Here is a 21,643-nt window from a genome sequence, read left to right as displayed (position 1 = left end):
GAGAACTGTGGTGGCATTAAATGTCGGGCAAGATTTTAAAAAAAGATGGTTAAATGCGCCTGAAGCTGTCCGTCATGCCTATCAACAGGATTTGGCACGCATTTGTGATTTATTACAGCCTCAGACACCCATACAACTTTGGGTGCTCAATGACGAAAAAGCACAGTTAGAATCACAACAAAACATTGAGCAGGCTTATGCTGACTTAAAAGCAGAGCTAATCGAACAAGCACGTATTCGCCGTCAGCTTGCTTTAGAAAAATCTCTTGCCGATAAGCGCGCAGTTGAAGCAGCCTATGCTGCTGAATTACAAGCAGACGAGGTTCGTAAGTTTGGTGAACAGACCGAAGCTCTACAATCTTTCCGCAGTCAATTAGAACAAGAAGTTGCTGAACAAACTGCGCGTTATCAGAAAAATCCTGAGACACCAGCAGTCAATTACTCTTCTGGCGTAAAACTTAGTATTAGCGATGATCAAATCTTATCTGAGCTTGAAAGTTTACGTATTCGCTTAGAACTTGAAGCTGAGAGTTTAATTGAACAGTCTGTAACGGCTTTCCGAGCTAAGCTCAATTCGGCAGCTCAAGAAGAAATTGAATACATTTTAAAGAATTCTAAGTTTTCTGATGAAAAAATAGAAAAGTAAAGTTTTCAAAACCTCCTCTGTCATAAAATTGACATTTAATTGTCACAAAATGGTCATGCATAATATTCTTGTAGTTCAAACAATTATTAGAATAGCGCATAATTATTTATGAAAATTAATGAGGTTAAAAAATGGACATTCCGCATCAGATTTCAACGCAAATTAAGCAGCTTAATCAAGGCGAGCAATGGACATTTTCAGCACAAGAACTTTATATGAGTCATAACGACTTTAATTCACTCTCGATCTTGCTTACACGAGCATCAGAACAAGGTGACTTTACGATTACTCGTACCCAACATCATAAAGCTTGGGTCGGCACACATTCGGTTACGCTCACCAAACATTAATTTTTCAAAAAATAAAAAAACCGGAACATCTGTCCGGTTTTTTTATTTTAATACTTCAAAATTTTATTTTAAAAAGCCATTTTCAGCTAAAAAAGCCATACTGATATTTGACTCGGTTTTTTGTTCGGCAGCTTTATCGCCTAGCAATAAACGTTCGATATAACGCGCCAATACATCAACTTCAAGGTTGACCTTACTGCCTACTTGCCATGTCCCAATATTGGTACGTTCCGCTGTGTGAGGAATTAAGTTCAAACTTAAAATATTACCGCGCAAATGGTTAAGCGTTAAACTAATACCATCTACAGTCACAGAGCCTTTTTCAGCTAAATATTTAGCAAGTTCTACAGGTGCTGTAACTTCGTAATAGATTGAGCGAGCATCTTCACGCACTACGGTAATTTCGCCGACGCCATCAACGTGTCCACTTACAATGTGCCCACCAAAGCGCGTTGTCGGCAGCATGGCTTTTTCCACATTAACACGTTGACCAACTTTCCAGTTGCCCAAAGTCGTGCGGTTTAAACTTTCACGAGAAACATCAGCTGCATACCAGTTATCCCCCCACTCAATGACAGTGAGACAAATCCCGTTCGTTGCAATTGAGTCACCCAAATGTACATCCGACATATCCAAATCGGTTTGAATACGCAAACGTACATCGCCGCCTACACTTTGCAGGCTTTCTACTTTACCTAAACTTTCAATAATGCCTGTAAACATGGCTCAATCTCCAAATCTTTTACACTGCTAAAATTGCAGCGCTTACCAAAGTGCGAGCTGCGTACTATTACCTGAAGTATCTACACCACCTAGCTCGGCAAAGTGGTAAAGCTGGCCTAACAATTGACGTAACGGCGGCCCCGGTTTGGCATGAGTATCTGTAATCACAATAAACTCAAGCACTCGTGCGCGCTCTGACTGACGTTGTTTGCTTACGCGATAACGCGGAACATCCTGAGTGAGTAAAGTGACCTTACCTCGCTCCAGATTGGCCATGAGCAAGTCTTTTGGCTCAATGTTACCGTCGGTCGAATAACTGGTCAGAATATAACGCGCATTGATGGTTGAAAGTAATTTTTCATACGCATCTTTTGCATGTTTAGAAGAGTTATATGGACTTGGACGCTCTTTACGCCACGCACGATCAATACCGCTCTTATAACCTTTGGTATCTGGTGAAGGTAAATCAACCTGATCCCATAAAGTTAATGCATTTAAAACGTGATAGTTACTACTGTAAGCATGCTGGTTATATGGTGGGTCAAGATAGGCAACATCTACTTCAAAACCACTCATCTGATTTGCTAAATGCTGTGAATCTACACACCACATTTCAGCGGCTGGACGTTTACGATCACCAATCTCACAGAAACGGCTCGGTGTTAACCAAAGTAATGATTCAATACGCTCTAAAGCCGTTTGTGTACGTCCGCCCCACCCTTGGTGAAAGCTTTTAAATACGCCACTTGTATTGCTCACAAAGCTAGCTGAATAGAGCAATGGTGCAAGTAAAGCACTCATCTCTACATCATTAATTGCACCTTGTGCCTGCCATGTTGCGATTTGCTGGCGAATCGCATCGATACGCATACCATTACGGCGTTTAAAGAACAACCGGTCACGGGTTGGGTCGTAGATATCATCATTACGTGGGCAAAGATTATGTGTTACCCAACCTTTAACCTCAGGCAACCTGTTTAAATAATCAATGGCTTTTTGATAACCACCCAGTTCTTTAAAAGCAGGTGCATCCACACAAGCTAAAATCGCATGATTTAGAGCATGGCTATAAGGTTCCCAGTCATTCGCAATGACACGATAACCATTTTGACGTGCTAAGCGAGATACGACGCCACTGCCTGCAAAGAAATCGGCAAAAATTGGTGGATTCTTTTTCTTGCTATTAAGTGTCCCTGTAATTTCAAGGGCTTCTAAAATTAGATGGAGCAATCGGCGCTTGTTACCCAAATACGGCACAAGCTGGTGGAAAAGATATTCGTCTGTCGTACGGGCTGCATGACGACGTTTGTGGTAAACCGATGGCTCTGAATTCATACTTTCTCTTGCGTAGGGATTAACCTTAAGCGTATATCTTGATCAAGTTGCGTTACATCAAGAAGTTTAAAACGGAGTTGCTGAGCCATATATTCAAAATCTGCGTTGAACATGGCTCTTGCACTTTGCCCCAATAAAGTCGGAGCGACATAACTGATCATTTCATCGACCAAGCCTTCTTGTAAAAAAGCGCTCGATAATGTTGCACCAGCCTCAATCAGCACATCATAAATTTGGTATTGCTTAGATAAGGACTGTAATAACGTTTTTAAAGGCTGAATTTCTAATTGTACCACGCCTAAGTCAGCAAGTTCTTGACGATACGGTCCCATGACCATCACCGTTTCAGGATTTTCTAAAATTTTAGCGTTAAGTGGCAAACGCCCCTGACGATCGAGAATCACTCGTTTTGGCTGCGCGACTGTCTCAATATCAATATTATGGAGTGAACGTACATTAAGCTGGCAATCATCCGCAATCACAGTATCAATGCCTGTAATCACAGCGCCTGAAATCGCACGCCAATGTTGTACATCTTGACGGGCAGCAGCACCTGTAATCCATTTAGACTCACCCGATGCCATGGCAGTACGCCCATCTAAACTTGAAGCGACTTTTAACCGTACATAAGGCATGCCTGTAGACATTGCTTTTAAAAAGCCTTGATTAAGTTTGGCTGCTAAATCTTCACAAATACCAATGTCTACTTCAATACCCGCATTTTTTAAAATCTGAACGCCTTTACCAGCAACGAGCGGATTTGGGTCGGGACACGCCACCACAACTTTTTTAACCTGTGCCGCTACAAGTGCCTCAGCACAAGGAGGGGTTCGGCCATAATGGGCACATGGTTCAAGCGTGACATAAGCTGTTGCACCTTGTGCTTGTTCACCTGCCTCGCGTAAGGCAAAAACCTCAGCATGAGGTTGACCAGCTTTAGGGTGAAAACCTTTACCAATAATTTGATTATCTTTGACAATGACACAACCGACATTCGGATTTGGTTTTGTCGAATAGAGTCCTCGTTTGGCAAGTTCAATGGCTTGCTGCATCCAATACTGATCTTGTTTCAACTCAGACATATAAATCTCAAATATTTAGTGCTCACGTTGTTGCATTTGCTCAATTTGACGACGAAATGCTTCAACATCCTGAAAGTCTTGATAAACCGAAGCAAAACGAACATAAGCGACATGGTCAAGTGCAAATAAAGATTGCATAACAATTTCGCCAATTGTTCTGGATTTGACATCACGCTCACCTAAACGGCGAATCTGTAATTGGATATCGCTTAGTACCGTCTCGATCTGCTCTTGGGTGACTGGACGCTTTTGTAAGGCATGCATGAGCGAACGACGCAGTTTTGCCTCATCAAATGGTTCATTCTTTCCATTCGATTTGATCACACGGGGCATCACCACTTCATAGCTTTCAAAAGTGGTAAAACGTTCACCGCAACTTACACACTCACGACGTCGACGAATCTGACAGCCTTCTGCAGCTAAGCGCGAATCGATGACTTTACTATCTGCGGCGTTGCAAAATGGACAATGCATAGCGGACTTAATAGGATCAATTACTTTGACCTAGTGTAGCAAAATTTCTACACTTACTGAACCAGCATTCTATGAGACAAAAAAACAGTCCTGAGCCAGATCAAAGCATCACTTTGATCACAGCGCAAGACTGTTTTTAATACAGTAGATATATTACGAATTATTCAATACGTTCGCCATGTTGGCTTAAATCCAGACCCATGCGTTCATCATCTGCATTAACACGCAGACCAATCACAACATCAATCACTTTAAGAATAATGAAGGTTGCAATACCACTGTAAACCATAGTTGCAAGTACACCTTCAACTTGTACCCACAATTGGCCTGCAAATGTTGGTGCTAAAGTTACGCTGGCTGCCTTAATGATTTCATCGCTGTAAAACACGCCAGTTAAAATTGCGCCGACAATACCGCCTACCGCATGTAAACCAAACGCATCCAATGCATCATCTGCTTTAAGTAAACGTTTAAGTGCTGTAATACCCCAAAAACACACTACACCACCGATGAGGCCCATCACTAAAGCTCCGCCTACACCGACGAAACCAGCAGCTGGAGTAATCACAACCAAACCGGCAACAGCACCAGATGCACCGCCCAATACCGAAGCTTTACCACGAATCATACGTTCTACCACTAACCAAGAGAACGCAGCAGCAGCGGCAGCAACTTGTGTCACTAAAATAGCCATACTTGCACGAGCACCAGCGCCTAAAGCACTACCACCGTTAAAGCCGAACCAACCCACCCAGAGTAAGCTTGCACCGATTACAGTTAAAGTTAAGTTATGCGGTGCCATCGATTCACGGCCAAGGCCAATACGTTTACCAAGCATGTAAGCTGCGACTAAACCTGCAACACCAGAGTTGATATGTACAACAGTACCACCAGCAAAATCTAATGCACCTGCTTTAAATAACCAGCCATCTGTTGCCCACACCCAGTGAGTAATTGGTGCGTAAACGACAAGTACCCAAATCGTGATAAATGCCATAAAAGCTGAATATTTCATACGGTCAGCAATTGAACCACTCAAAATTGCGACAGTAATGATGGCAAAAGTCATTTGGAAAATAACAAATAAGCTTTCAGGGATTGTTCCACTTAGTGCATTAAAGCCTACGCCATTGAGCATTGCTTTAGACAAGTCACCAAAGTATGCACCTGTGCCAGAGAACGCGAGTGAATAACCAGCAATCACCCAAATTAAACTTACCAAAATTGCAGCAGAAAGGCTGAACATCATGGTACTTAAGACGTTTTTCTTACGGACCATACCGCCGTAGAACAATGCCAAGCCAGGAATCGTCATCAACAGAACCAAAGCTGTTGAAACTAAAATCCAAGACGTATCGCCGGTATCGAGTTTTGGTGTTGGTGTCGGAGCTGCCGGAGTTACTGCGGCGGCTGGTGCTGCTGCAGTTGCAGGAGCTGCAGTCGTTGATGTTGCTGTAACCGCAGATGCAGGTGTTGTTACAGTCTCTTCTGCCCAAGCGGCAGTACCACCCAAAAGTGCGCCTGTTAGACTCAGCGCCATAAGCATTTTTTTCATTCGTGTCCCCCAACCTCATTTGCGAGCTATTTATTGCTCAGCAAGCTTTGTGCCAATTTAGACAGCATCTGGTCCTGTTTCACCCGTACGGATACGGATGACTTGTTCCAGATTAGTCACAAAAATCTTACCGTCGCCGATTTTTCCTGTGCTTGCCACACGTGTAATTGACTCAATTACTGCGTCAACCATTTCGTCGCTAATCGCAATTTCGATTTTTACTTTAGGTAAGAAATCAACTACATACTCCGCGCCGCGGTAAAGTTCTGTGTGTCCTTTTTGACGACCAAAACCTTTAACTTCAGTTACGGTAATCCCTTGTACACCAATGTCAGAGAGTGCTTCACGCACATCATCCAATTTAAACGGTTTTACAATTGCAGTTACAAGCTTCATGTTTGTTTCCTTCGGCTTCTTTTCACCAGTAAGGTTTTATGTTCAATTTTCATGCCAATATTTCAAAGGTTGGAGGAGATGAATCTTTTGCATGAGCTTTCTTTATAACCTATTTAGTTATCAAGATGTAGATGAGCTACTAAAAATAAAATGAATTTGCAGTCCTGTTTTTATTTCAATTTATCGTTATGCAATATGTAAAAGCCAACAAGCCTATATCCCAAGTTCAAGCGGTGTTAAAATGACAAGTAAAGCTAATACAACACTTTGGATATCTCATGCTAGAAACTCTGTTACAGGCAATTTTGGAACAAATTGACGAGCCTAAAAAAGATTTAGAAAAAAATTTACGTGCATTATTAAATGAAACTGTCGAGAAATTAGATCTCGTTTCTAAACAAGAAATTGAAAGACAAAAAACAGCTCTTCAGTTAGCCAACCAACGTTTAGAAGAGCTACAAAAACAAGTAAGTCTATTAGAAGAAACTTTAAAGAATAAAAAATAAGCACCAACGTAGCGCACTTATACTTTACAACGATTAAAAATGAAGCACCATAATGGAACAATAAGATGTCTTTTTCTAAAATTTATACTCGGGGACTTTTAGGTTTACATGCGCCTCTCATAGAAGTAGAGGTGCATGTGAGTCAAGGCTTACCCTCTCTGACCATTGTAGGGCTAGCTGAAACAGCTGTAAAAGAAAGTAAAGACAGGGTTCGCTCTGCCATTATTAATAGTGGATTTCAGTTTCCGACGAAGCGGCTGACCATCAATCTTGCACCCGCAGATTTGCCCAAAGATGGTTCACGTCTTGATTTACCCATTGCTCTGGGAATATTAATTGCCTCAGGTCAACTTCCAGAAAACTGTACAGAAGGTTTTGAATTTATTGGGGAGTTAGCACTTGATGGACACGTAAGGCCTATTTCAGGTGCATTAACTTTAGCAATGGCCTGTCAGCAAGCTCAGCATAAAATCGTTTTACCACGTGATAATAGTCAGGATATTAGCCAGTTACCACATCTTGAGTGTTATCCGGTGAGTCATTTAAAGGAAGTTTGCGAGCACTTTTTAGGTACACATAAGCTCGCTCATGTACAACCAGATTCCCGTTTAAATGAAATACCTTATAAATTTGACCTTGCAGATGTTAAAGGTCAGCTACGCCCGCGTCGCGCACTAGAAATAGCTGCCGCTGGAGGGCATTCCCTGCTCTTTAAAGGACCACCGGGTACAGGTAAGACTTTACTCGCTTCACGTCTTCCTTCAATTTTACCACCTCTTTCTAATCAAGAAACTCTTGAAGTTGCTAGTATTTATTCTATTTCAAATACGCCACATACTTTCGGACAGCGTCCATTTCGTGCGCCTCATCATACAGCATCAGCAATTGCACTCGTTGGGGGCGGTTCTCATCCTAAACCGGGTGAAATTACCTTATCTCACTTAGGTGTACTGTTTTTAGATGAACTGCCAGAGTTTGATCGCAAAGTATTAGAAGTTTTACGCCAGCCGCTTGAGTCAAAAGAAATCATTATTTCTCGTGCAGCACGGCAAATTACCTATCCTGCCAACTTCCAACTTATTGCTGCAATGAACCCCTGTCCATGTGGTTATGCGTTTAATCAAGACAGCCGTTGTCAGTGTTCACCAGAGAGTATTAAGCGCTACCAAAACCGTATATCGGGGCCATTACTTGACCGTATCGATTTACATATTGAAGTACCTCCTTTAAAAGCTCAGGAACTACAAGACCCAACCCCAGCAGAAGATTCTACGGCTGTACGAAAGCGCGTGATTTCTGCTTATGAACAGCAAATGCAAAGACAAGATTGTTTAAATCAAGCCCTTTCACCGAAACAATTAGAACAATTTGCGGTTCTAGATGAGACGTCACAGCGAATGATCGAAATGGCTCAGCAACGTTTAAATCTATCTGCTCGTGCTTATCACCGTGTTTTACGAGTAGCACGGACTATTGCCGATTTAGCTCAAAGTGAGGTCATTCAAAGTCCTCACCTTACAGAAGCTCTCTCCTATCGAGGTAATCATTCTTAAGGTAAAACAGCGGATCGTGAGTCCGCTGTTTTTTAATATTGATGTAAGTTGTTAATTAAAAAATTGATACTGCCTATATAAAAAGGCAAAGAGGACGCTATGAAAATTTTGGCTATCTCAGGTAGTGCAAGAAAAGCATCTACAAATACAGCGCTATTACACGCGATGAAAGATATAGCACCGTCCAGCATTGAATTTTCAGTTTTCGATCAAGTTAATAGCCTGCCTATCTTTTCTCCAGATAATGAGGGAGAAAAAACGCCTGCTGTAGTAGAAGCATTCATCAAATCTGTTTCTGTCTCAGATGGCATTATTATCTCAAGTCCCGAATATGTCCGTTGTATTCCCGGCGGTCTTAAAAATGCAATTGACTGGATGGTTTCGCGCACTGAAATCATAGACAAGCCTATTGTGCTAGTTCATGCATCCAGCCGTGGTGACGATATGCTAATTTCGTTAAGAAGAGTACTTTCGACAGTGAGCAGCAATTTTTTTGAAGATTTATTCTTACGCTTCTCTCTTCTTAGCAAATCTCCAGAACAAATTTTTGAAATGCTACACACTGAAGAATATAAGTCACAAGTTACACCTTTTCTGCTTAGCTTTGTCTCAGAAATTCAAAAGTATCACGATCAATTAGAGTGAACTTTCTTAAAATAAAACAGTGGATTATGCGTCCACTGTTCCTTTATTAAGAATCTCATTTAGCTTCTCGATTAAAGCCGTAATTTCTTTCTCTGATAAAGCTGCAAAACCAAAACGAATACCAAGATTAGTACCCTCTCCCTGTTTAAACTTATGCTCTGTATCAATGTTCAATTCTTTTAACTGTATAAGCTGATCTGGAGTAAATGATTTCTGGAATTTTACCCATAAAGCCATTCCACCCGCAGGCGGTTTTATCTGAACACTCTCTGCAAAAATTCGGTGAAACTCAGCTAAGGCATGGTCACGGCGTAGCTGATATATTTTTTTCATTTTACGGATATGCCGTTTAATTTCCCCACGTTGCATTAAATCTGCTAAAGCAAGTTCAGTAATAGTATTGCCTTGCCGATCAATCAATAAAATATCTTCCGTAATAGACTGAATGATTGGTGAAGATGCCACGATGTACCCCAAGCGAATACCGGGTGCAAAGACCTTTGATAATGAGCCAACATGAATAACCAACTCAGAATGAGGCAAACTTGCTAAGGGCGGCATAGGTCGGCTGTCATAGTGAAACTCATGGTCATAGTCATCTTCAATAATATAAAAACCCCATTGCTTCGAAAGTTCTAAAAGTTGAAGACGACGAGACATGGTCATGGTGACAGTTGTAGGATATTGATGGTGTGGGGTTGTATAGATTGCAGCAACCGAGTGTTCTTGTAAAATTCGCTCAAGATCCTCAATAACAATACCTTGCTCATCTAATTTGACAGAAACCACCTGAAAGCCATTTGACTGAAATGCTTTAAAAGCAGATGGATAATAAAGCTCTTCAACAACAATCACGCCTTGCCGATTTGGTAATGCACGAGAGGCTAGAAAAATTCCCATCTGGCTCCCTCGGACAATACAAATTTCATCTTCGGCAACGTTCATAAACCTTTCCATCGACAGCATTTGTTGTAAAGCTTGTCTTAGCTCAACCATACCTCGCGGGTCACCATATCCCATATATTGGTTTTGAGTAATTTTAATCAATGCATGCCGATAAGCCCTTGAAAATAATTCATAGGGAATCAGTCTTGGATCTGGTACACCATCGTTATGTGGATAGACAGCAGTGTTTTGAATAAGAGATTTCTCTTGTTCTATTTGCTCAAAGGCTGGCTCTATCTCAATTGGACTTTCAGGCAAAATATCAGCGACAAATGTTCCTTTTCTAGGATGAGTTACCAGCCATCCTTGTGCTTCTAATTCTTCATAGACTGCTTGTACTGTTTTTCTATTAATGCCTAGTTCTTTTGACAGACTACGAGACCCCGGCAACATCGTCCCTTGTGCCAAACGTCCACTTAAAATTTCCTGACTAATCAAGTTTGTCAGTTTTAAAAAAACCGTTTTTTCTTCTCTTTCATCGATACGAAAATGTACTTGCCAAGGTCTTAGCATATTCGCCCCATCTGGACCATATAACTTGTAAAAACTGGGTATATTGATTCATCCAGTTATTTTCTATTCTGCCTTCACCTACTTAATTTGGTCAACTGGACTGGAGAAGAGATGAAGACTGCTTCTGTAAACAAACAAGACCTCATGCAACACGCACAGCACGACATGCAAAAGTGGATTAGCGACTCAGATTTAACTGACCGCCAAAAGCTTGCACTGACTTGCCGTATTTTATTTGATCATGGCCATGATGCTGGTTTAGCAGGTCAAATTACTTGCCGCAGCCCAAATAAAGATTCATTCATTACCCAACGTTTCGGTTTAGGGTTCGATGAAATTACGGCCTCAAACTTACTTGAAGTGAACCAAGATTTAGAACCCATCCATCAAGAAGGAATGGCAAACCCAGCCAACCGTTTTCACACGTGGATTTATAAAGAACACCCGGAAGTAAACTGCATTATCCATACGCATCCAACCCATGTAGCGGCTCTCTCCATGCTTCAAATTCCACTCATGATTTCTCAAATGGATATCTGTGCACTCTATGAAGACTGCTCTTTTGTAGGTCATTGGCCGGGTGTTCCGGTAGGTAATGAAGAAGGTATTTTGATTTCCTCTGCTCTGGGTAAAAACCGCGCTGTTTTGTTGTCTCACCATGGTCAACTGGTCACAGGAAAAACGATTGAAGAAGCGTGCAACTTAGCTCTTTTAATTGAACGTGCCGCTCAACTGCAACTACTGGCCATGTCTGCCGGACAGATTCAACCAATCCCCCACGATTTAGCAACTGAAGCTCATGATTGGGTATCTACCGATAAACGCAACAAAGTGAATTTTGCTTATTACGCGCGTAAAGCTTTGAAAAAACACACTGACTGTATTTAAAAAGAGACTTCAACCATGAAACTAAACGGCATTATTGGCTACCCTGTTACGCCATTTTCTGATGACAACACTATTAACCTTCCTGTTCTAAAACAAATGCTCGATTTGCTTATTGAAAATGGCTGCGATGCGATTGCACCTTTAGGCAGTACCGGCGAAAGTGCTTATCTTGAGTGGGATGAATGGTGTTTAGTCGCTAAAACTTCAATTGAAAGTATTAATAAACGTTTGCCCGTTATTATTGGAATTTCAGAACTCACCACTGATCAAGCCATTAAAAAGGCGAAAATCGCGCAAAACTATGGTGCAGATGCACTTATGGTGATTCCTGTATCTTACTGGAAGCTCACAGACCAAGAGGTTTTTGAATATTATCAAGCAATTGCTCAAGAGACGACTTTACCAATTATGGTGTATAACAACCCTGCAACCAGCGGTGTTGATATGTCTCCAGAGTTGATTGTGCGTATGTTTAACAACATTGCAAATATCACGATGGTGAAAGAAAGTAGCGGCGATATTCAACGCATGCATAAAATTTATGAGCTATCAAAAGGTGAACTTCCGTTTTATAACGGTTGTAATCCACTCGCTTTAGAAGCTTTATGTGCAGGAGCTAGCGGTTGGTGTACAGCAGCACCAAACTTGTTAGGCCTACAACCTCAACAACTATTTCAATATGTGAAAAATGCTGATTTAAGCCAAGCACAAAAGTCATTTTATAAACAACTTCCTTTACTACGCTTTATCGTAAATGGTGGTTTACCAAAAACCATTAAAGCAGGTTTACAGCTACAAGGTATTTCTGCTGGTTTACCGCGTAAGCCTTTGTCTAAAGCCACGGATATTGAGCTTAATCAGTTAAAACAGCTGCTTTGTAAAATAGAAAACTAATTAAAAAAGCGGGTAAATAGCCCGCTTTTTTACAGCATAAACTTAGAATGTTTTAGTTAAACTAAACACTAAGCCAGCATCATAAGGTTTTTTCTGAGCGTCAGTCATACCAGAAGTACTCACATCCGTACCGACCACATCTAGCTCAGCCACAACCCCCAAAATGCTACGGTTTACACCAACTTTATAATCGATATAACTGTCATCTGTACCCGGGCCACCAGCAACTACTGCTAAAGCCTCTTTGTTTTTGAATTTGTTATAGCCAACTGATGCAAGACCAGTAAATCCGGTATTTGCAATTGGTGCCGAATAACCGACATTAAAATACCAAAACTGTTTAGAGTGAGCCCAGTAGTCATTTGAATAGTTGACACCTACACTCAGTGCGTCGCCTTTAAATAAAGAATCAGCAAATGTTAACTTACCGTAAACCTCATTAAAATCTAATCCGTTTTTGCCCTCATAACCAATACCATTACGGTCAAAACTATGGCCTGAACCAATGTAACCATAATGAATTACACCTACATCATAAGTGGGTGCAAGCTTATCGGATAACTTTAGGGTATTGGTATAACCCAAAGCGACATCAGTTTCTGTTGAATTGCCTGTTACGCCAAAATCAACACTTGAACCCCAAAGTGATAAATAAGCACCCGACTTATGAGAAAAAGTAAAACCCCCTTGAATAGCGGGGTTATTTGAAGATTGTGTAACCCCGCGGAAGCGATAGTCTGTGGTTGCAGCGACACTACCCGTTGTCGTGATTCCATAAAAAGATGGAGCATTTTCAGCCATAACCATGGTTGAACCTGCCGCGAGTACACCGAATGTTGCTGCTTTAAGTGCAAATTTCATCATTTTGATCTCCCCCACAATGAACGCACGATTTATATGAATTAAACAAATCTTGTCATTTAAGCTTTAGCAATTGCTGTGCCAATTCACACTCTCATAACGTGGCTGTGCATTTATTTTGAAATAAAAAGATTTTTACAATGAAAAAAATTAATATCTCTTACAAATAAATTTTTATAAAAAACAATCAAATAAAAATAAAATTTTCAACACCAAGCGTATAAAAAACATGAACAACACCTTATCGGAAATAAGTTAGCCGAGGTCGGTAGTATTGGTTAACAGGACATAAAGTTTCTATTTCATGATTATGTAAAGAGATAAAAAATTCGTAAATTTGTTCGCTCAAGGCGTCTTAAGAGCAGATTAGAAAACGTTTCTTTTAATAAGTTTTTATTATTTATCCTGGTTTCTGATTTATGAACTATTTTGGGTCTTTTTCCGACTTGTATAGAACTTAAAATTAATTTGCACAAAATTCATGCAGTTTGTCGCACTAAGATAGATCGGTAAGATTTAGTGCTTTTTATCAAACCATGTTGGTTTTCTTTGAATATTCATTGGTTGCACAAATGTTATAAGATAACAATATATAATGAATTTATTCAAAACCGTTCAATAAAGCAGCTTAAAATGAGATTAAAAAGTAAACATATCAAACAAAAAAGAGTAAAAAATGAACACAAGAATCAACTAATTTTTTGCTTTTAGCACTAAAAAAAATGAGAAAATTCAACTAAAAAATAAATTACTTTTTTTATTTTAAACAATAAATTAACTATAAATTATTATAAATAAATTTGACTAAACATCCCTAGCACATTAATCAAATCCTGCATAGCATATATAAAATAAAATGAACAAAAATATATCTTTTTTATAGATTACTTATACAATTGATGGAAATTCTAGGCCCTGAACTATAACAAGGCACAGGATTTATCGTTTTTATGAGGTTCTTTAAATATGCTAAATGCACAAAAACTTACATTAGCAGTTCTCATTTCTGCGGCAATAATTTCCTCAGCTCAGGCAAGCGAGCAAAGTGAGGCAAAGGGATTTGTTGAAGATGCGAACGGTTCTATTCTCTTCCGTACAGGTTATCTAACTCGCGACAAAAAACAAGGCGCGAAAGATACTAGCTCAGTTGCTCAATCGGCAATTGTAAATCTTGAATCTGGCTTTACCCCTGGTATTATTGGTTTCGGTGTAGGCGTTGTTGGTGATGGTTCATTTAAAATCGGTGAAAATAAAAATGCCGGAAACCAAATGATTCCTCAGCACAATGATGGTTCTGCTTATGACCATTGGGGTCGTGGTGGCGGTAGCGTTAAGGCTCGTTTCTCAAATACCACTGTACGCTATGGTACTCAAGTACTCGATTTACCAGTTTTAGCAAGTAACACTGGCCGTATGGTTCCTGAATACTTTACAGGTACTTTATTAACAAGCCATGAAATCAAGAATCTTGAATTAGTTGCTGGTAAATTCACGAAAGACCAAATGTCTAACCAAATTAATACCGATGCTGATGTAAACGGCAGAGGTCTTGATCGTGCAATCGTTTGGGGCGGTAAATATAAGTTTGATGATAACTTAAATGCCTCTTACTATGGCTTAGACAGCAAAAATACACTTGAACGTCATTATGCTAATGTGAACTTTAAACAGCCTTTAACAAATGACAGTTCATTAACTTATGACTTCAGTGGCTACCACACTAAGTTTGATAAAGATGCTATTACTTACTCAGCAACTGGAGCAGTAGCACCAAACTATGGTAAGACTGGTGTCGCTGGCGAAGAAAAGACCAATAATATTTGGGCAATTTCTACAACTTATAACACTGGCCCACATAGTGTTATGGTTGCTTACCAACAAAACACTGGTAATGTTGGTTATGACTATGGTCAAAATGCTGACGGTTTCCAAAGTATTTATTTACCGAACTCTTATATGTCTGATTTCATCGGTAACCACGAGAAATCTGCACAAATTCAATACAACGTTGATTTCGGTAAGTTAGGTGTATTACCTGGTTTGAACTGGACAACTGCATTTGTATACGGTTGGGACATCAAAGTTCGTGATGTAACTGACAATGCTCAAGAGCGCGAATTCTTCAACCAAGTAAAATACACGGTTCAAAGTGGTTTTGCTAAAGATGCAAGCCTTCGTATTCGTAACTCTTACTACCGTGCAAGCGATGCGTATCAATCTAATGCGTACATCGGTGACACAAACGAATGGCGTATCTTCCTTGATATCCCTGTGAAATTATTCTAATTCACAAATCTATCAAGCATAAAAAAACCTACCTCTGGTAACACAGGTAGGTTTTTTATTGAGCCTAGAATATCTAGTTGAGACACTCTAGGCCTATAAATCAAAACTTATTTTTTAGCAGCTTCGATTGCTTTTACTACTTCAGCTTTAGCAACATCCGCACCTTCCCAACCGCTGATTTTTACCCATTTTCCTGGTTCTAAATCTTTATAGTGTTTAAAGAAATGCTCAACTTGGCTAATTAACAATTGAGGAAGATCTGTATATTCCTTAACGTCTTTGTAAAGTGGAGATAATTTTTCGTGTGGAACTGCGATTAATTTCGCGTCGATACCACCGTCATCTTCCATATTTAATTTACCAACTGGACGGCAACGAATTACAGAACCAGCAGCAACAGGATATGGAGTTACAACAAGTACGTCTAATGGGTCGCCATCTTCAGACAAAGTATTTGGTACATAACCATAGTTTGCTGGATAGAACATTGCTGTACCCATGAAACGGTCTACAAACAATGCATCAGAATCTTTGTCAATTTCATATTTAATTGGCGCTGCGTTTGCAGGAATTTCAATGATGACATAGATGTCATTTGGTGCATCTTTACCTGCTGGGATATTGCTGTAACTCATATCAGTACTCTTTCGTTATGAAGTCAGATGTAAAATCCACTCGATTATAACGTGGATATCATCAAAATGATGCCGATTATACAATGCGCACACGCGAAAGTTGATATGAATGATGACAGAATGACACTCAAGTCAGCTTAATTGTCACGATCAATAAGAATATTGGGCATAACAATGATAAAAACCAGACAATCGAGCGTAAAGTTGCCCAGTTACTTAAATAACAAATGCCATAAATCACGCGCAAAATAATATAGGCCCAGCCCAATCTTAAAATAAAGTATTCAGGAACCACCATATATTCAGCCATTAAAATAGCTGTTAAAAATAAAGGTAGGCTTTCAAAGCTATTTTGTTGTACAGCATTAGCGCGAGCAGCTATGCCAGTGAGTCCGGCAAAAAAAGCTCTAGGGTTTTGATTATCGGCAGGCTGAAATCCACCTTTAAATTTTGCAATTACGGTAAATGCGTATGGCAGCAAACATGCCACTAAAATAATATAGATAATGCTGCTGATGCCGTGCATAGTGCCATCCATCACTGAAAATACTGTTGATCATGCTATCATAACTGATCGTTTTTACCTGAAATTTTATGCAATCGCAATCACCACTGATTTATAGGGCTATGTATGCAACAACCTGATCAAAAAGAATTGTTCGAGGTCTTAGAAAAGCAAAAGAAGAACCAGCTTCAGGTAGACCTTATATTTAAAATTGTATTACCCATCGTCGCTTTTTTACTGAGTGTAATTTGTGCCAATTTAAATTGGCAATCTACACTTGGCACCTTTATCATTTTAACAATTGCCTTTATTGCTGTTGGTGTCAAAAGATTGCCGTTATGGCACTGGTTAATTGTGATTACCCTATATTGCCTTGCAGATAATTATCTCAGTTACGGTCAGCTTGATTTAACTCACTTACGTCTTCAACTCAGCACAATGTTAGTGTTCGTTGGTATGGTCGGTATTGGCCGCCCTTATGTAGATCGCTGGTTATTAAAAAAGCAGTAAAATAAAAAAGCGCCCTACGGCGCTTTTTTATCATCAATGATTAAGCAGGTTTACGTAAGTCTTTACGTAAAATTTTACCTACATTTGATTTTGGTAACTCATCCATAAACTCAACATAACGAGGACGTTTATAGCCTGTTAAGTTCTCTTTAGCATAGCTCAAAACTTCTTCAGTCGTTAGACTTGGGTCTTTTTTCACAATAAAGAGTTTTGGCACTTCACCTGATTTTTCATCTGGAACACCAATTGCAGCAACTTCCAATACTTTTGGATGTTTAGCAATAACTTCTTCGATTTCACTTGGGTAAACATTAAAGCCAGAAACCAAAATCATATCTTTTTTACGGTCTACAATTTTTGTATATCCACGGCTATCCATTACACCAATGTCACCTGTACGGAAGAAGCCATCGGCTGTCATCACTTTAGCGGTCTCATCTGGACGGTTCCAATAACCTTTCATGACCTGAGGACCACGAATTGAGATTTCACCTTGCTCACCTAAAGGTACTTCTTTACCGTCATCATCTAAAATAGCAACTTCTGTTAAAGGTAACGGAATACCAATCGTGCCACTAAATTCAGTAGAAGCTGGAGGGTTAGCAGTCGCTACCGGAGAAGTTTCCGATAGACCATAACCTTCAATAATGGTTGTGCCCGTAATTTTCTTCCAAGCTTCTGCTGTAGAAGGCAGAACTGCCATACCACCGCCCATCGCCATTTTTAAATTGCTATGGTCGAGTTGTCTAAACTCTTCGTTATTCACTAAAGCATTAAATAATGTATTTACTGCCGGGAAGAACGAAGGTTGATATTTACGTAATTCCTTAATCACGGCCGGTAAATCACGTGGGTTAGGAATCAAGATATTTGCTTGCCCTTTGTACATACCGTACATCGCACAAACCATGAACGCAAAAATATGGTAAAGCGGTAATGCACAAACGATACGATCGCCTTTTGCACCATCGTTTGCACCGAATTTGCTTTGGAAAATACCATCACACTGTAAAAGGTTGGCTACCAAATTACGATGCGTTAGCTCAGCACCTTTTGAAACACCCGTTGTACCGCCGGTATATTGAAGTACAGCAGTATCACTTAACGTTAAAGACGGACGTTTGTAGTTACTTGGATTTTCTTTATTTAAAGCACTGTTAAATTTAACGTGCCCAGGAATATTCCAAGCCGGAATTTGTTTACGCACTTTACGTAAAACAAAGTTTACTAGAGTACCTTTAAGTGTACCGAGCATATCTCCGACAGAGGCAACCACCACATGTTTCACTGGAGTTTTACCTAAAATGCTTTGATAAACACTCGCAAAGTTCTCGATAATCACGAGGACTTCGGCACCTGAGTCATTTAACTGATGCTCAAGCTCACGCGCAGTGTATAGCGGGTTAACATTCACTAAAACCAAGCCTGCACGGAAAACTGCCAATGCCACGACAGGATATTGCAATACGTTTGGCATCATTACTGCAACGCGAGTACCTTTTGCTAACCCCAAATTTTGCAAATAGGTCGCGAACTTACGGCTTGCAAGTTCTAACTCGTTAAAAGACATGGCTTTATCCATAAAGATAAAGGCATCACGAGAACCAAATTTCTGGAAATTACGCTCAAAAATATCAACAAGTGAGGTATTTTCTGCAGGCAATGCTACTGTTTCTGGAATCCCTGTCTTTTGGTATTCTGCAAACCAAATCTTTTCCATAATGCCATTATCTCCGATTCGTAATCCTTAGTAATAACTGTTATTCAATGCCCCAGCTATTCTTTAGCTTCTTGGTGCCAGAACATATTTAAAACTTATTGGCACATTCATGACACTTTCGAACAAGATTATGAGACAGAAGTTTTGACAATTTGACCCTGCCAAATTTTTTGTATGGAGTACAAATTACGTACTCCAAATTGCTGCCCTTTTAATCATTATTCAATACCAACAAGTTCCGTTCATTGCTTGAACATGTTGCCATATATAGCGTATTTATGTTGCCAGACGCTAGCTTTATCTCTGAATCAACAGTTTATTTGCTTTTTGATATCCACGTGGTAAGAGCTGACCTTTTGAAGCGCGTTTACCCATATATTTTTGTAGATCATCACCTTTTAGTTTTAGATGCTGTTGACCTGCAACCACCTGAATTATTTCATCTAAGTTCAGGGTTGTCATGGATAAAATTTGCTCTTTGGCCTCAAGTTGTATCAACTTATTACCTTTACCTTTATTTAAATTCGGTAGTTCTGCCAAATCTAAAATTAACAAACGCCCTGCTGAGCTGAGTACAGCCAAATGTGTCATATTTTTTGCAGAGATGAGTGGTAAAGCTTTTGCCTTATCAGGCACCGTTAAGAACGTTTTACCTGCTTTAGCATTGGTATCTAGTTGTTTGACTTGAGTTTTAAAACCATAACCCGATGTACTTGCAGCAATCAGTTCAGATTCATCATCATCTAAATAAACCTGAATAAACGCTACACCGCTTGCCGGAGCTAGTTTAGAGCTGAGTGGATCGCCCAAACCTCTTGCTGAAGGTAGACTGCTGATTGGCAAGGCATAACTACGCCCTGTTTCATCAAGGAAATAAACTCGCTGATTGGTTTTACCTACGGCATGACTTAAATATTGATCCCCTGCTCTATAGTTGAGGTTCTCAGCATCAACATCCGCACCTTTTGCTGCACGAATCCAACCTGCTTCCGATAACACAACGGTCACCGTTTCAGCTGGCATTAAATCTTGTTCTCTAATTTGAACAGCTTCAGCACGTGCGACGATTGGAGAACGACGTTCATCACCAAACTTCTTGGCATCTTCTTTTAGTTCACCAATAATCAGATTTTTCAAAGACTCGGGATTTTCCAATTGTTCACGAATAATGGCAGCTTTCGCAGCAAGCTCATCTTGTTCATGACGGATTTCCATTTCTTCAAGTTTTGCTAAGTGACGTAATTTAAGCTCTAAAATTGCTTCTGCTTGAATCTCATCAATATTGAAATGTTCCATCAACACTGGTTTAGGCTGATCTTCTTCACGAATAATACGAATGACAGTATCAATATCAAGATAAGCAATTAAAAGACCTGCCAAAATATGCAAGCGCTTTTCAATACGATTTAAATGGTACTGTAAACGGCGAGTTACCGTTTTTTTACGGATCTCGATCCATTCGAGCAAAATACGTCGAATCGATTTAACTTGAGGGCGACCATCTTCGCCAATCATATTTAAATTGACACGATAGCTTGATTCTAAATCGGTGGTCGCAAATAAGTGACTCATCACCGCTTCCGCATCAATACGGTTAGAGCGCAGTACAATCACGAGTCGTGTTGGATTTTCATGATCTGACTCATCACGAATATCCACCACCAAAGGCAGCTTTTTAGCCTGCATTTGGTCAGCAATTTGAGTAATCACTTTAGAACCAGATACCTGATATGGCAGCTCAGTAATTACGATTTCATGTTTTTCAACGGCATACACCGCTCGCATGCGGTAACTACCACGACCAGTAGTCTGGATTTTCAACAACTCTTCTGGTGGAGTAATAATTTCAGCTTTGGTTGGCAAATCCGGAGCCGGAATATATTCAGCTAATTTCTCATCTGAAGTTTGTGGGTTACGAATTAAAGCAATTGTCCCCTTCACAACTTCACGCAAATTATGCGGTGGAATATCGGTCGCCATACCAACCGCAATACCGGTTGTGCCGTTGAGTAGAATATTAGGTACACGCGCGGGCAAAGTGATCGGTTCTTTTAACGAACCATCAAAGTTATCTTGCCATTCACTAGTGCCCTGACCCAATTCACTCAGCAATAATTCACTATAAGCAGACAGTTTGGCTTCGGTATAACGCATCGCCGCAAACGACTTAGGATCGTCAGGTGAACCCCAGTTACCTTGACCTTCAATTAAAGGATAACGGTAACTAAATGGCTGAGCCATTAATACCATTGCTTCATAACACGCCGAGTCACCATGTGGATGGTATTTACCGAGTACATCACCCACTGTACGCGCTGATTTTTTTGGCTTACCACTATTTTTTAGCCCTAACTCACTCATGGCATAGACAATACGGCGCTGTACAGGCTTTAAGCCATCACTGATATGCGGCAATGCACGATCCATAATGACGTACATGGCATAATTCAAGTAAGCCTGTTCAGTAAATTCGGCTACAGAGCGGTTTTCTGTCGCATGATGCGCAAGGCTGGTCATAGTCAGCTTATCTTCCAAATCAGTCGTTATTTTGAGTGTATTATGCTAAGTGGGCTATGGTACAGACACAAGAGGGACTATGTCACCTGAGCGTCAAATTATGT

Annotated in this window: 21 protein-coding genes; 9 read left to right on the top strand and 12 right to left on the bottom strand. The window is 40.1% G+C overall.

From position 1 onward, the window contains the following. Positions 1-7 precede the first annotated feature (7 nt). Both ABLB96_RS03810 and ABLB96_RS03805 read left to right on the top strand, forming a co-directional pair. Positions 8-646, top strand: coding sequence for a hypothetical protein (locus ABLB96_RS03810; protein WP_348896956.1), 639 nt, complete (start codon positions 8-10; stop codon positions 644-646). A gap of 131 nt (positions 647-777) precedes the next feature. Then, positions 778-996 (top strand): hypothetical protein, encoded by a 219-nt coding sequence (locus ABLB96_RS03805; protein WP_348896955.1) that lies wholly within the window; start codon positions 778-780, stop codon positions 994-996. Between the two features lie 63 nt (positions 997-1,059). Here ABLB96_RS03805 and ABLB96_RS03800 read toward each other — a convergent pair whose 3' ends face one another. The 6 genes from ABLB96_RS03800 to glnK form a co-directional block, all read right to left on the bottom strand. After that, positions 1,060-1,719 (bottom strand): riboflavin synthase, encoded by a 660-nt coding sequence (locus tag ABLB96_RS03800; protein WP_348896954.1) that lies wholly within the window; start codon positions 1,717-1,719, stop codon positions 1,060-1,062. 42 nt (positions 1,720-1,761) lie between these two features. After that, positions 1,762-3,054, bottom strand: coding sequence for a DNA adenine methylase (locus ABLB96_RS03795; RefSeq protein WP_348896953.1), 1,293 nt, complete (start codon positions 3,052-3,054; stop codon positions 1,762-1,764). After that, positions 3,051-4,136: a bifunctional diaminohydroxyphosphoribosylaminopyrimidine deaminase/5-amino-6-(5-phosphoribosylamino)uracil reductase RibD gene (gene ribD / locus ABLB96_RS03790; protein WP_348896952.1), complete on the bottom strand. Its 1,086-nt coding sequence runs from the start codon at positions 4,134-4,136 to the stop codon at positions 3,051-3,053. Before ribD ends, ABLB96_RS03795 begins: the two co-directional genes overlap by 4 nt. A gap of 15 nt (positions 4,137-4,151) precedes the next feature. Next, the gene (nrdR, locus tag ABLB96_RS03785) at positions 4,152-4,610 is read right to left on the bottom strand and encodes a transcriptional regulator NrdR (protein ID WP_000543541.1); all 459 of its coding nucleotides are present in this window, start codon (positions 4,608-4,610) and stop codon (positions 4,152-4,154) included. A 160-nt stretch (positions 4,611-4,770) separates the two neighbouring features. After that, complete coding sequence (locus ABLB96_RS03780; protein WP_348896951.1) at positions 4,771-6,165, bottom strand: ammonium transporter; 1,395 nt, start codon at positions 6,163-6,165, stop codon at positions 4,771-4,773. Positions 6,166-6,222: 57 nt separating this feature from the next. After that, complete coding sequence (glnK, locus tag ABLB96_RS03775) at positions 6,223-6,561, bottom strand: P-II family nitrogen regulator (protein ID WP_000780326.1); 339 nt, start codon at positions 6,559-6,561, stop codon at positions 6,223-6,225. A gap of 278 nt (positions 6,562-6,839) precedes the next feature. Between glnK and ABLB96_RS03770 the strand changes: the two genes are divergently transcribed. From ABLB96_RS03770 to ABLB96_RS03760, 3 genes are all read left to right on the top strand, one after another. Further along, entirely contained in the window at positions 6,840-7,067 is a 228-nt protein-coding gene (locus ABLB96_RS03770) for an accessory factor UbiK family protein (RefSeq protein WP_348896950.1), read from the top strand. A 65-nt stretch (positions 7,068-7,132) separates the two neighbouring features. After that, on the top strand, positions 7,133-8,620 hold the full coding sequence (locus ABLB96_RS03765; protein ID WP_348896949.1) for a YifB family Mg chelatase-like AAA ATPase: 1,488 nt from the start codon (positions 7,133-7,135) through the stop codon (positions 8,618-8,620). A 99-nt stretch (positions 8,621-8,719) separates the two neighbouring features. Further along, positions 8,720-9,265, top strand: coding sequence for an NADPH-dependent FMN reductase (locus ABLB96_RS03760; protein ID WP_348896948.1), 546 nt, complete (start codon positions 8,720-8,722; stop codon positions 9,263-9,265). A gap of 24 nt (positions 9,266-9,289) precedes the next feature. Here the strand turns inward: ABLB96_RS03760 and ABLB96_RS03755 are convergent, their stop codons facing one another. Further along, entirely contained in the window at positions 9,290-10,723 is a 1,434-nt protein-coding gene (locus ABLB96_RS03755) for a PLP-dependent aminotransferase family protein (RefSeq protein WP_348896947.1), read from the bottom strand. Positions 10,724-10,834: 111 nt separating this feature from the next. On the opposite strand from ABLB96_RS03755, the gene ABLB96_RS03750 reads away from it, so the two are divergent. Both ABLB96_RS03750 and ABLB96_RS03745 read left to right on the top strand, forming a co-directional pair. Beyond that, positions 10,835-11,611, top strand: a complete 777-nt coding sequence (locus ABLB96_RS03750; RefSeq protein WP_348896946.1) for an aldolase — start codon at positions 10,835-10,837, stop codon at positions 11,609-11,611. 15 nt (positions 11,612-11,626) lie between these two features. Beyond that, complete coding sequence (locus ABLB96_RS03745) at positions 11,627-12,505, top strand: dihydrodipicolinate synthase family protein (RefSeq protein WP_348896945.1); 879 nt, start codon at positions 11,627-11,629, stop codon at positions 12,503-12,505. A gap of 42 nt (positions 12,506-12,547) precedes the next feature. On the opposite strand, the gene ABLB96_RS03740 is transcribed toward ABLB96_RS03745, so the two are convergent. Then, entirely contained in the window at positions 12,548-13,369 is an 822-nt protein-coding gene (locus ABLB96_RS03740) for a TorF family putative porin (RefSeq protein ID WP_348896944.1), read from the bottom strand. A 963-nt stretch (positions 13,370-14,332) separates the two neighbouring features. Between ABLB96_RS03740 and ABLB96_RS03735 the strand changes: the two genes are divergently transcribed. After that, entirely contained in the window at positions 14,333-15,652 is a 1,320-nt protein-coding gene (locus ABLB96_RS03735; protein WP_348896943.1) for an OprD family outer membrane porin, read from the top strand. 107 nt (positions 15,653-15,759) lie between these two features. Here ABLB96_RS03735 and ppa read toward each other — a convergent pair whose 3' ends face one another. Next, entirely contained in the window at positions 15,760-16,287 is a 528-nt protein-coding gene (gene ppa, locus ABLB96_RS03730) for an inorganic diphosphatase (protein WP_348896942.1), read from the bottom strand. Between the two features lie 127 nt (positions 16,288-16,414). Next, positions 16,415-16,813: an MAPEG family protein gene (locus tag ABLB96_RS03725; protein WP_199968482.1), complete on the bottom strand. Its 399-nt coding sequence runs from the start codon at positions 16,811-16,813 to the stop codon at positions 16,415-16,417. Between the two features lie 105 nt (positions 16,814-16,918). Between ABLB96_RS03725 and ABLB96_RS03720 the strand changes: the two genes are divergently transcribed. Beyond that, positions 16,919-17,302: a hypothetical protein gene (locus ABLB96_RS03720; protein ID WP_348896941.1), complete on the top strand. Its 384-nt coding sequence runs from the start codon at positions 16,919-16,921 to the stop codon at positions 17,300-17,302. Positions 17,303-17,342: 40 nt separating this feature from the next. Here the strand turns inward: ABLB96_RS03720 and ABLB96_RS03715 are convergent, their stop codons facing one another. Both ABLB96_RS03715 and parC read right to left on the bottom strand, forming a co-directional pair. After that, a complete protein-coding gene (locus ABLB96_RS03715) occupies positions 17,343-19,022 on the bottom strand; it encodes a long-chain-fatty-acid--CoA ligase (protein ID WP_348896940.1) in 1,680 nt (559 codons plus the stop codon). Between the two features lie 297 nt (positions 19,023-19,319). Further along, positions 19,320-21,539 (bottom strand): DNA topoisomerase IV subunit A, encoded by a 2,220-nt coding sequence (gene parC / locus ABLB96_RS03710; protein WP_348896939.1) that lies wholly within the window; start codon positions 21,537-21,539, stop codon positions 19,320-19,322. Positions 21,540-21,643: the final 104 nt, after the last annotated feature.

The organism is Acinetobacter sp. XH1741 (assembly GCF_041021895.1).
In the GTDB taxonomy this organism is placed as follows: domain Bacteria; phylum Pseudomonadota; class Gammaproteobacteria; order Pseudomonadales; family Moraxellaceae; genus Acinetobacter.
This window is presented reverse-complemented; position numbering and strand designations above follow the sequence as displayed.

Excerpts from the sequence above, each read along its gene's own strand:
- ABLB96_RS03780 (WP_348896951.1), bottom strand. The coding sequence starts at position 6,165 with ATGAAAAAAATGCTTATGGCGCTGAGTCTAACAGGCGCACTTTTGGGT.
- ABLB96_RS03720 (WP_348896941.1), top strand. The coding sequence starts at position 16,919 with ATGCAACAACCTGATCAAAAAGAATTGTTCGAGGTCTTAGAAAAGCAA.
- glnK (WP_000780326.1), bottom strand. The coding sequence starts at position 6,561 with ATGAAGCTTGTAACTGCAATTGTAAAACCGTTTAAATTGGATGATGTG.
- ABLB96_RS03755 (WP_348896947.1), bottom strand. The coding sequence starts at position 10,723 with ATGCTAAGACCTTGGCAAGTACATTTTCGTATCGATGAAAGAGAAGAA.
- ABLB96_RS03750 (WP_348896946.1), top strand. The coding sequence starts at position 10,835 with ATGAAGACTGCTTCTGTAAACAAACAAGACCTCATGCAACACGCACAG.
- ABLB96_RS03715 (WP_348896940.1), bottom strand. The coding sequence starts at position 19,022 with ATGGAAAAGATTTGGTTTGCAGAATACCAAAAGACAGGGATTCCAGAA.
- ribD (WP_348896952.1), bottom strand. The coding sequence starts at position 4,136 with ATGTCTGAGTTGAAACAAGATCAGTATTGGATGCAGCAAGCCATTGAA.
- ABLB96_RS03735 (WP_348896943.1), top strand. The coding sequence starts at position 14,333 with ATGCTAAATGCACAAAAACTTACATTAGCAGTTCTCATTTCTGCGGCA.
- ABLB96_RS03800 (WP_348896954.1), bottom strand. The coding sequence starts at position 1,719 with ATGTTTACAGGCATTATTGAAAGTTTAGGTAAAGTAGAAAGCCTGCAA.
- ABLB96_RS03765 (WP_348896949.1), top strand. The coding sequence starts at position 7,133 with ATGTCTTTTTCTAAAATTTATACTCGGGGACTTTTAGGTTTACATGCG.
- ppa (WP_348896942.1), bottom strand. The coding sequence starts at position 16,287 with ATGAGTTACAGCAATATCCCAGCAGGTAAAGATGCACCAAATGACATC.
- ABLB96_RS03745 (WP_348896945.1), top strand. The coding sequence starts at position 11,627 with ATGAAACTAAACGGCATTATTGGCTACCCTGTTACGCCATTTTCTGAT.
- ABLB96_RS03740 (WP_348896944.1), bottom strand. The coding sequence starts at position 13,369 with ATGATGAAATTTGCACTTAAAGCAGCAACATTCGGTGTACTCGCGGCA.
- ABLB96_RS03725 (WP_199968482.1), bottom strand. The coding sequence starts at position 16,813 with ATGCACGGCATCAGCAGCATTATCTATATTATTTTAGTGGCATGTTTG.
- ABLB96_RS03795 (WP_348896953.1), bottom strand. The coding sequence starts at position 3,054 with ATGAATTCAGAGCCATCGGTTTACCACAAACGTCGTCATGCAGCCCGT.
- nrdR (WP_000543541.1), bottom strand. The coding sequence starts at position 4,610 with ATGCATTGTCCATTTTGCAACGCCGCAGATAGTAAAGTCATCGATTCG.
- parC (WP_348896939.1), bottom strand. The coding sequence starts at position 21,539 with ATGACCAGCCTTGCGCATCATGCGACAGAAAACCGCTCTGTAGCCGAA.
- ABLB96_RS03770 (WP_348896950.1), top strand. The coding sequence starts at position 6,840 with ATGCTAGAAACTCTGTTACAGGCAATTTTGGAACAAATTGACGAGCCT.
- ABLB96_RS03805 (WP_348896955.1), top strand. The coding sequence starts at position 778 with ATGGACATTCCGCATCAGATTTCAACGCAAATTAAGCAGCTTAATCAA.
- ABLB96_RS03760 (WP_348896948.1), top strand. The coding sequence starts at position 8,720 with ATGAAAATTTTGGCTATCTCAGGTAGTGCAAGAAAAGCATCTACAAAT.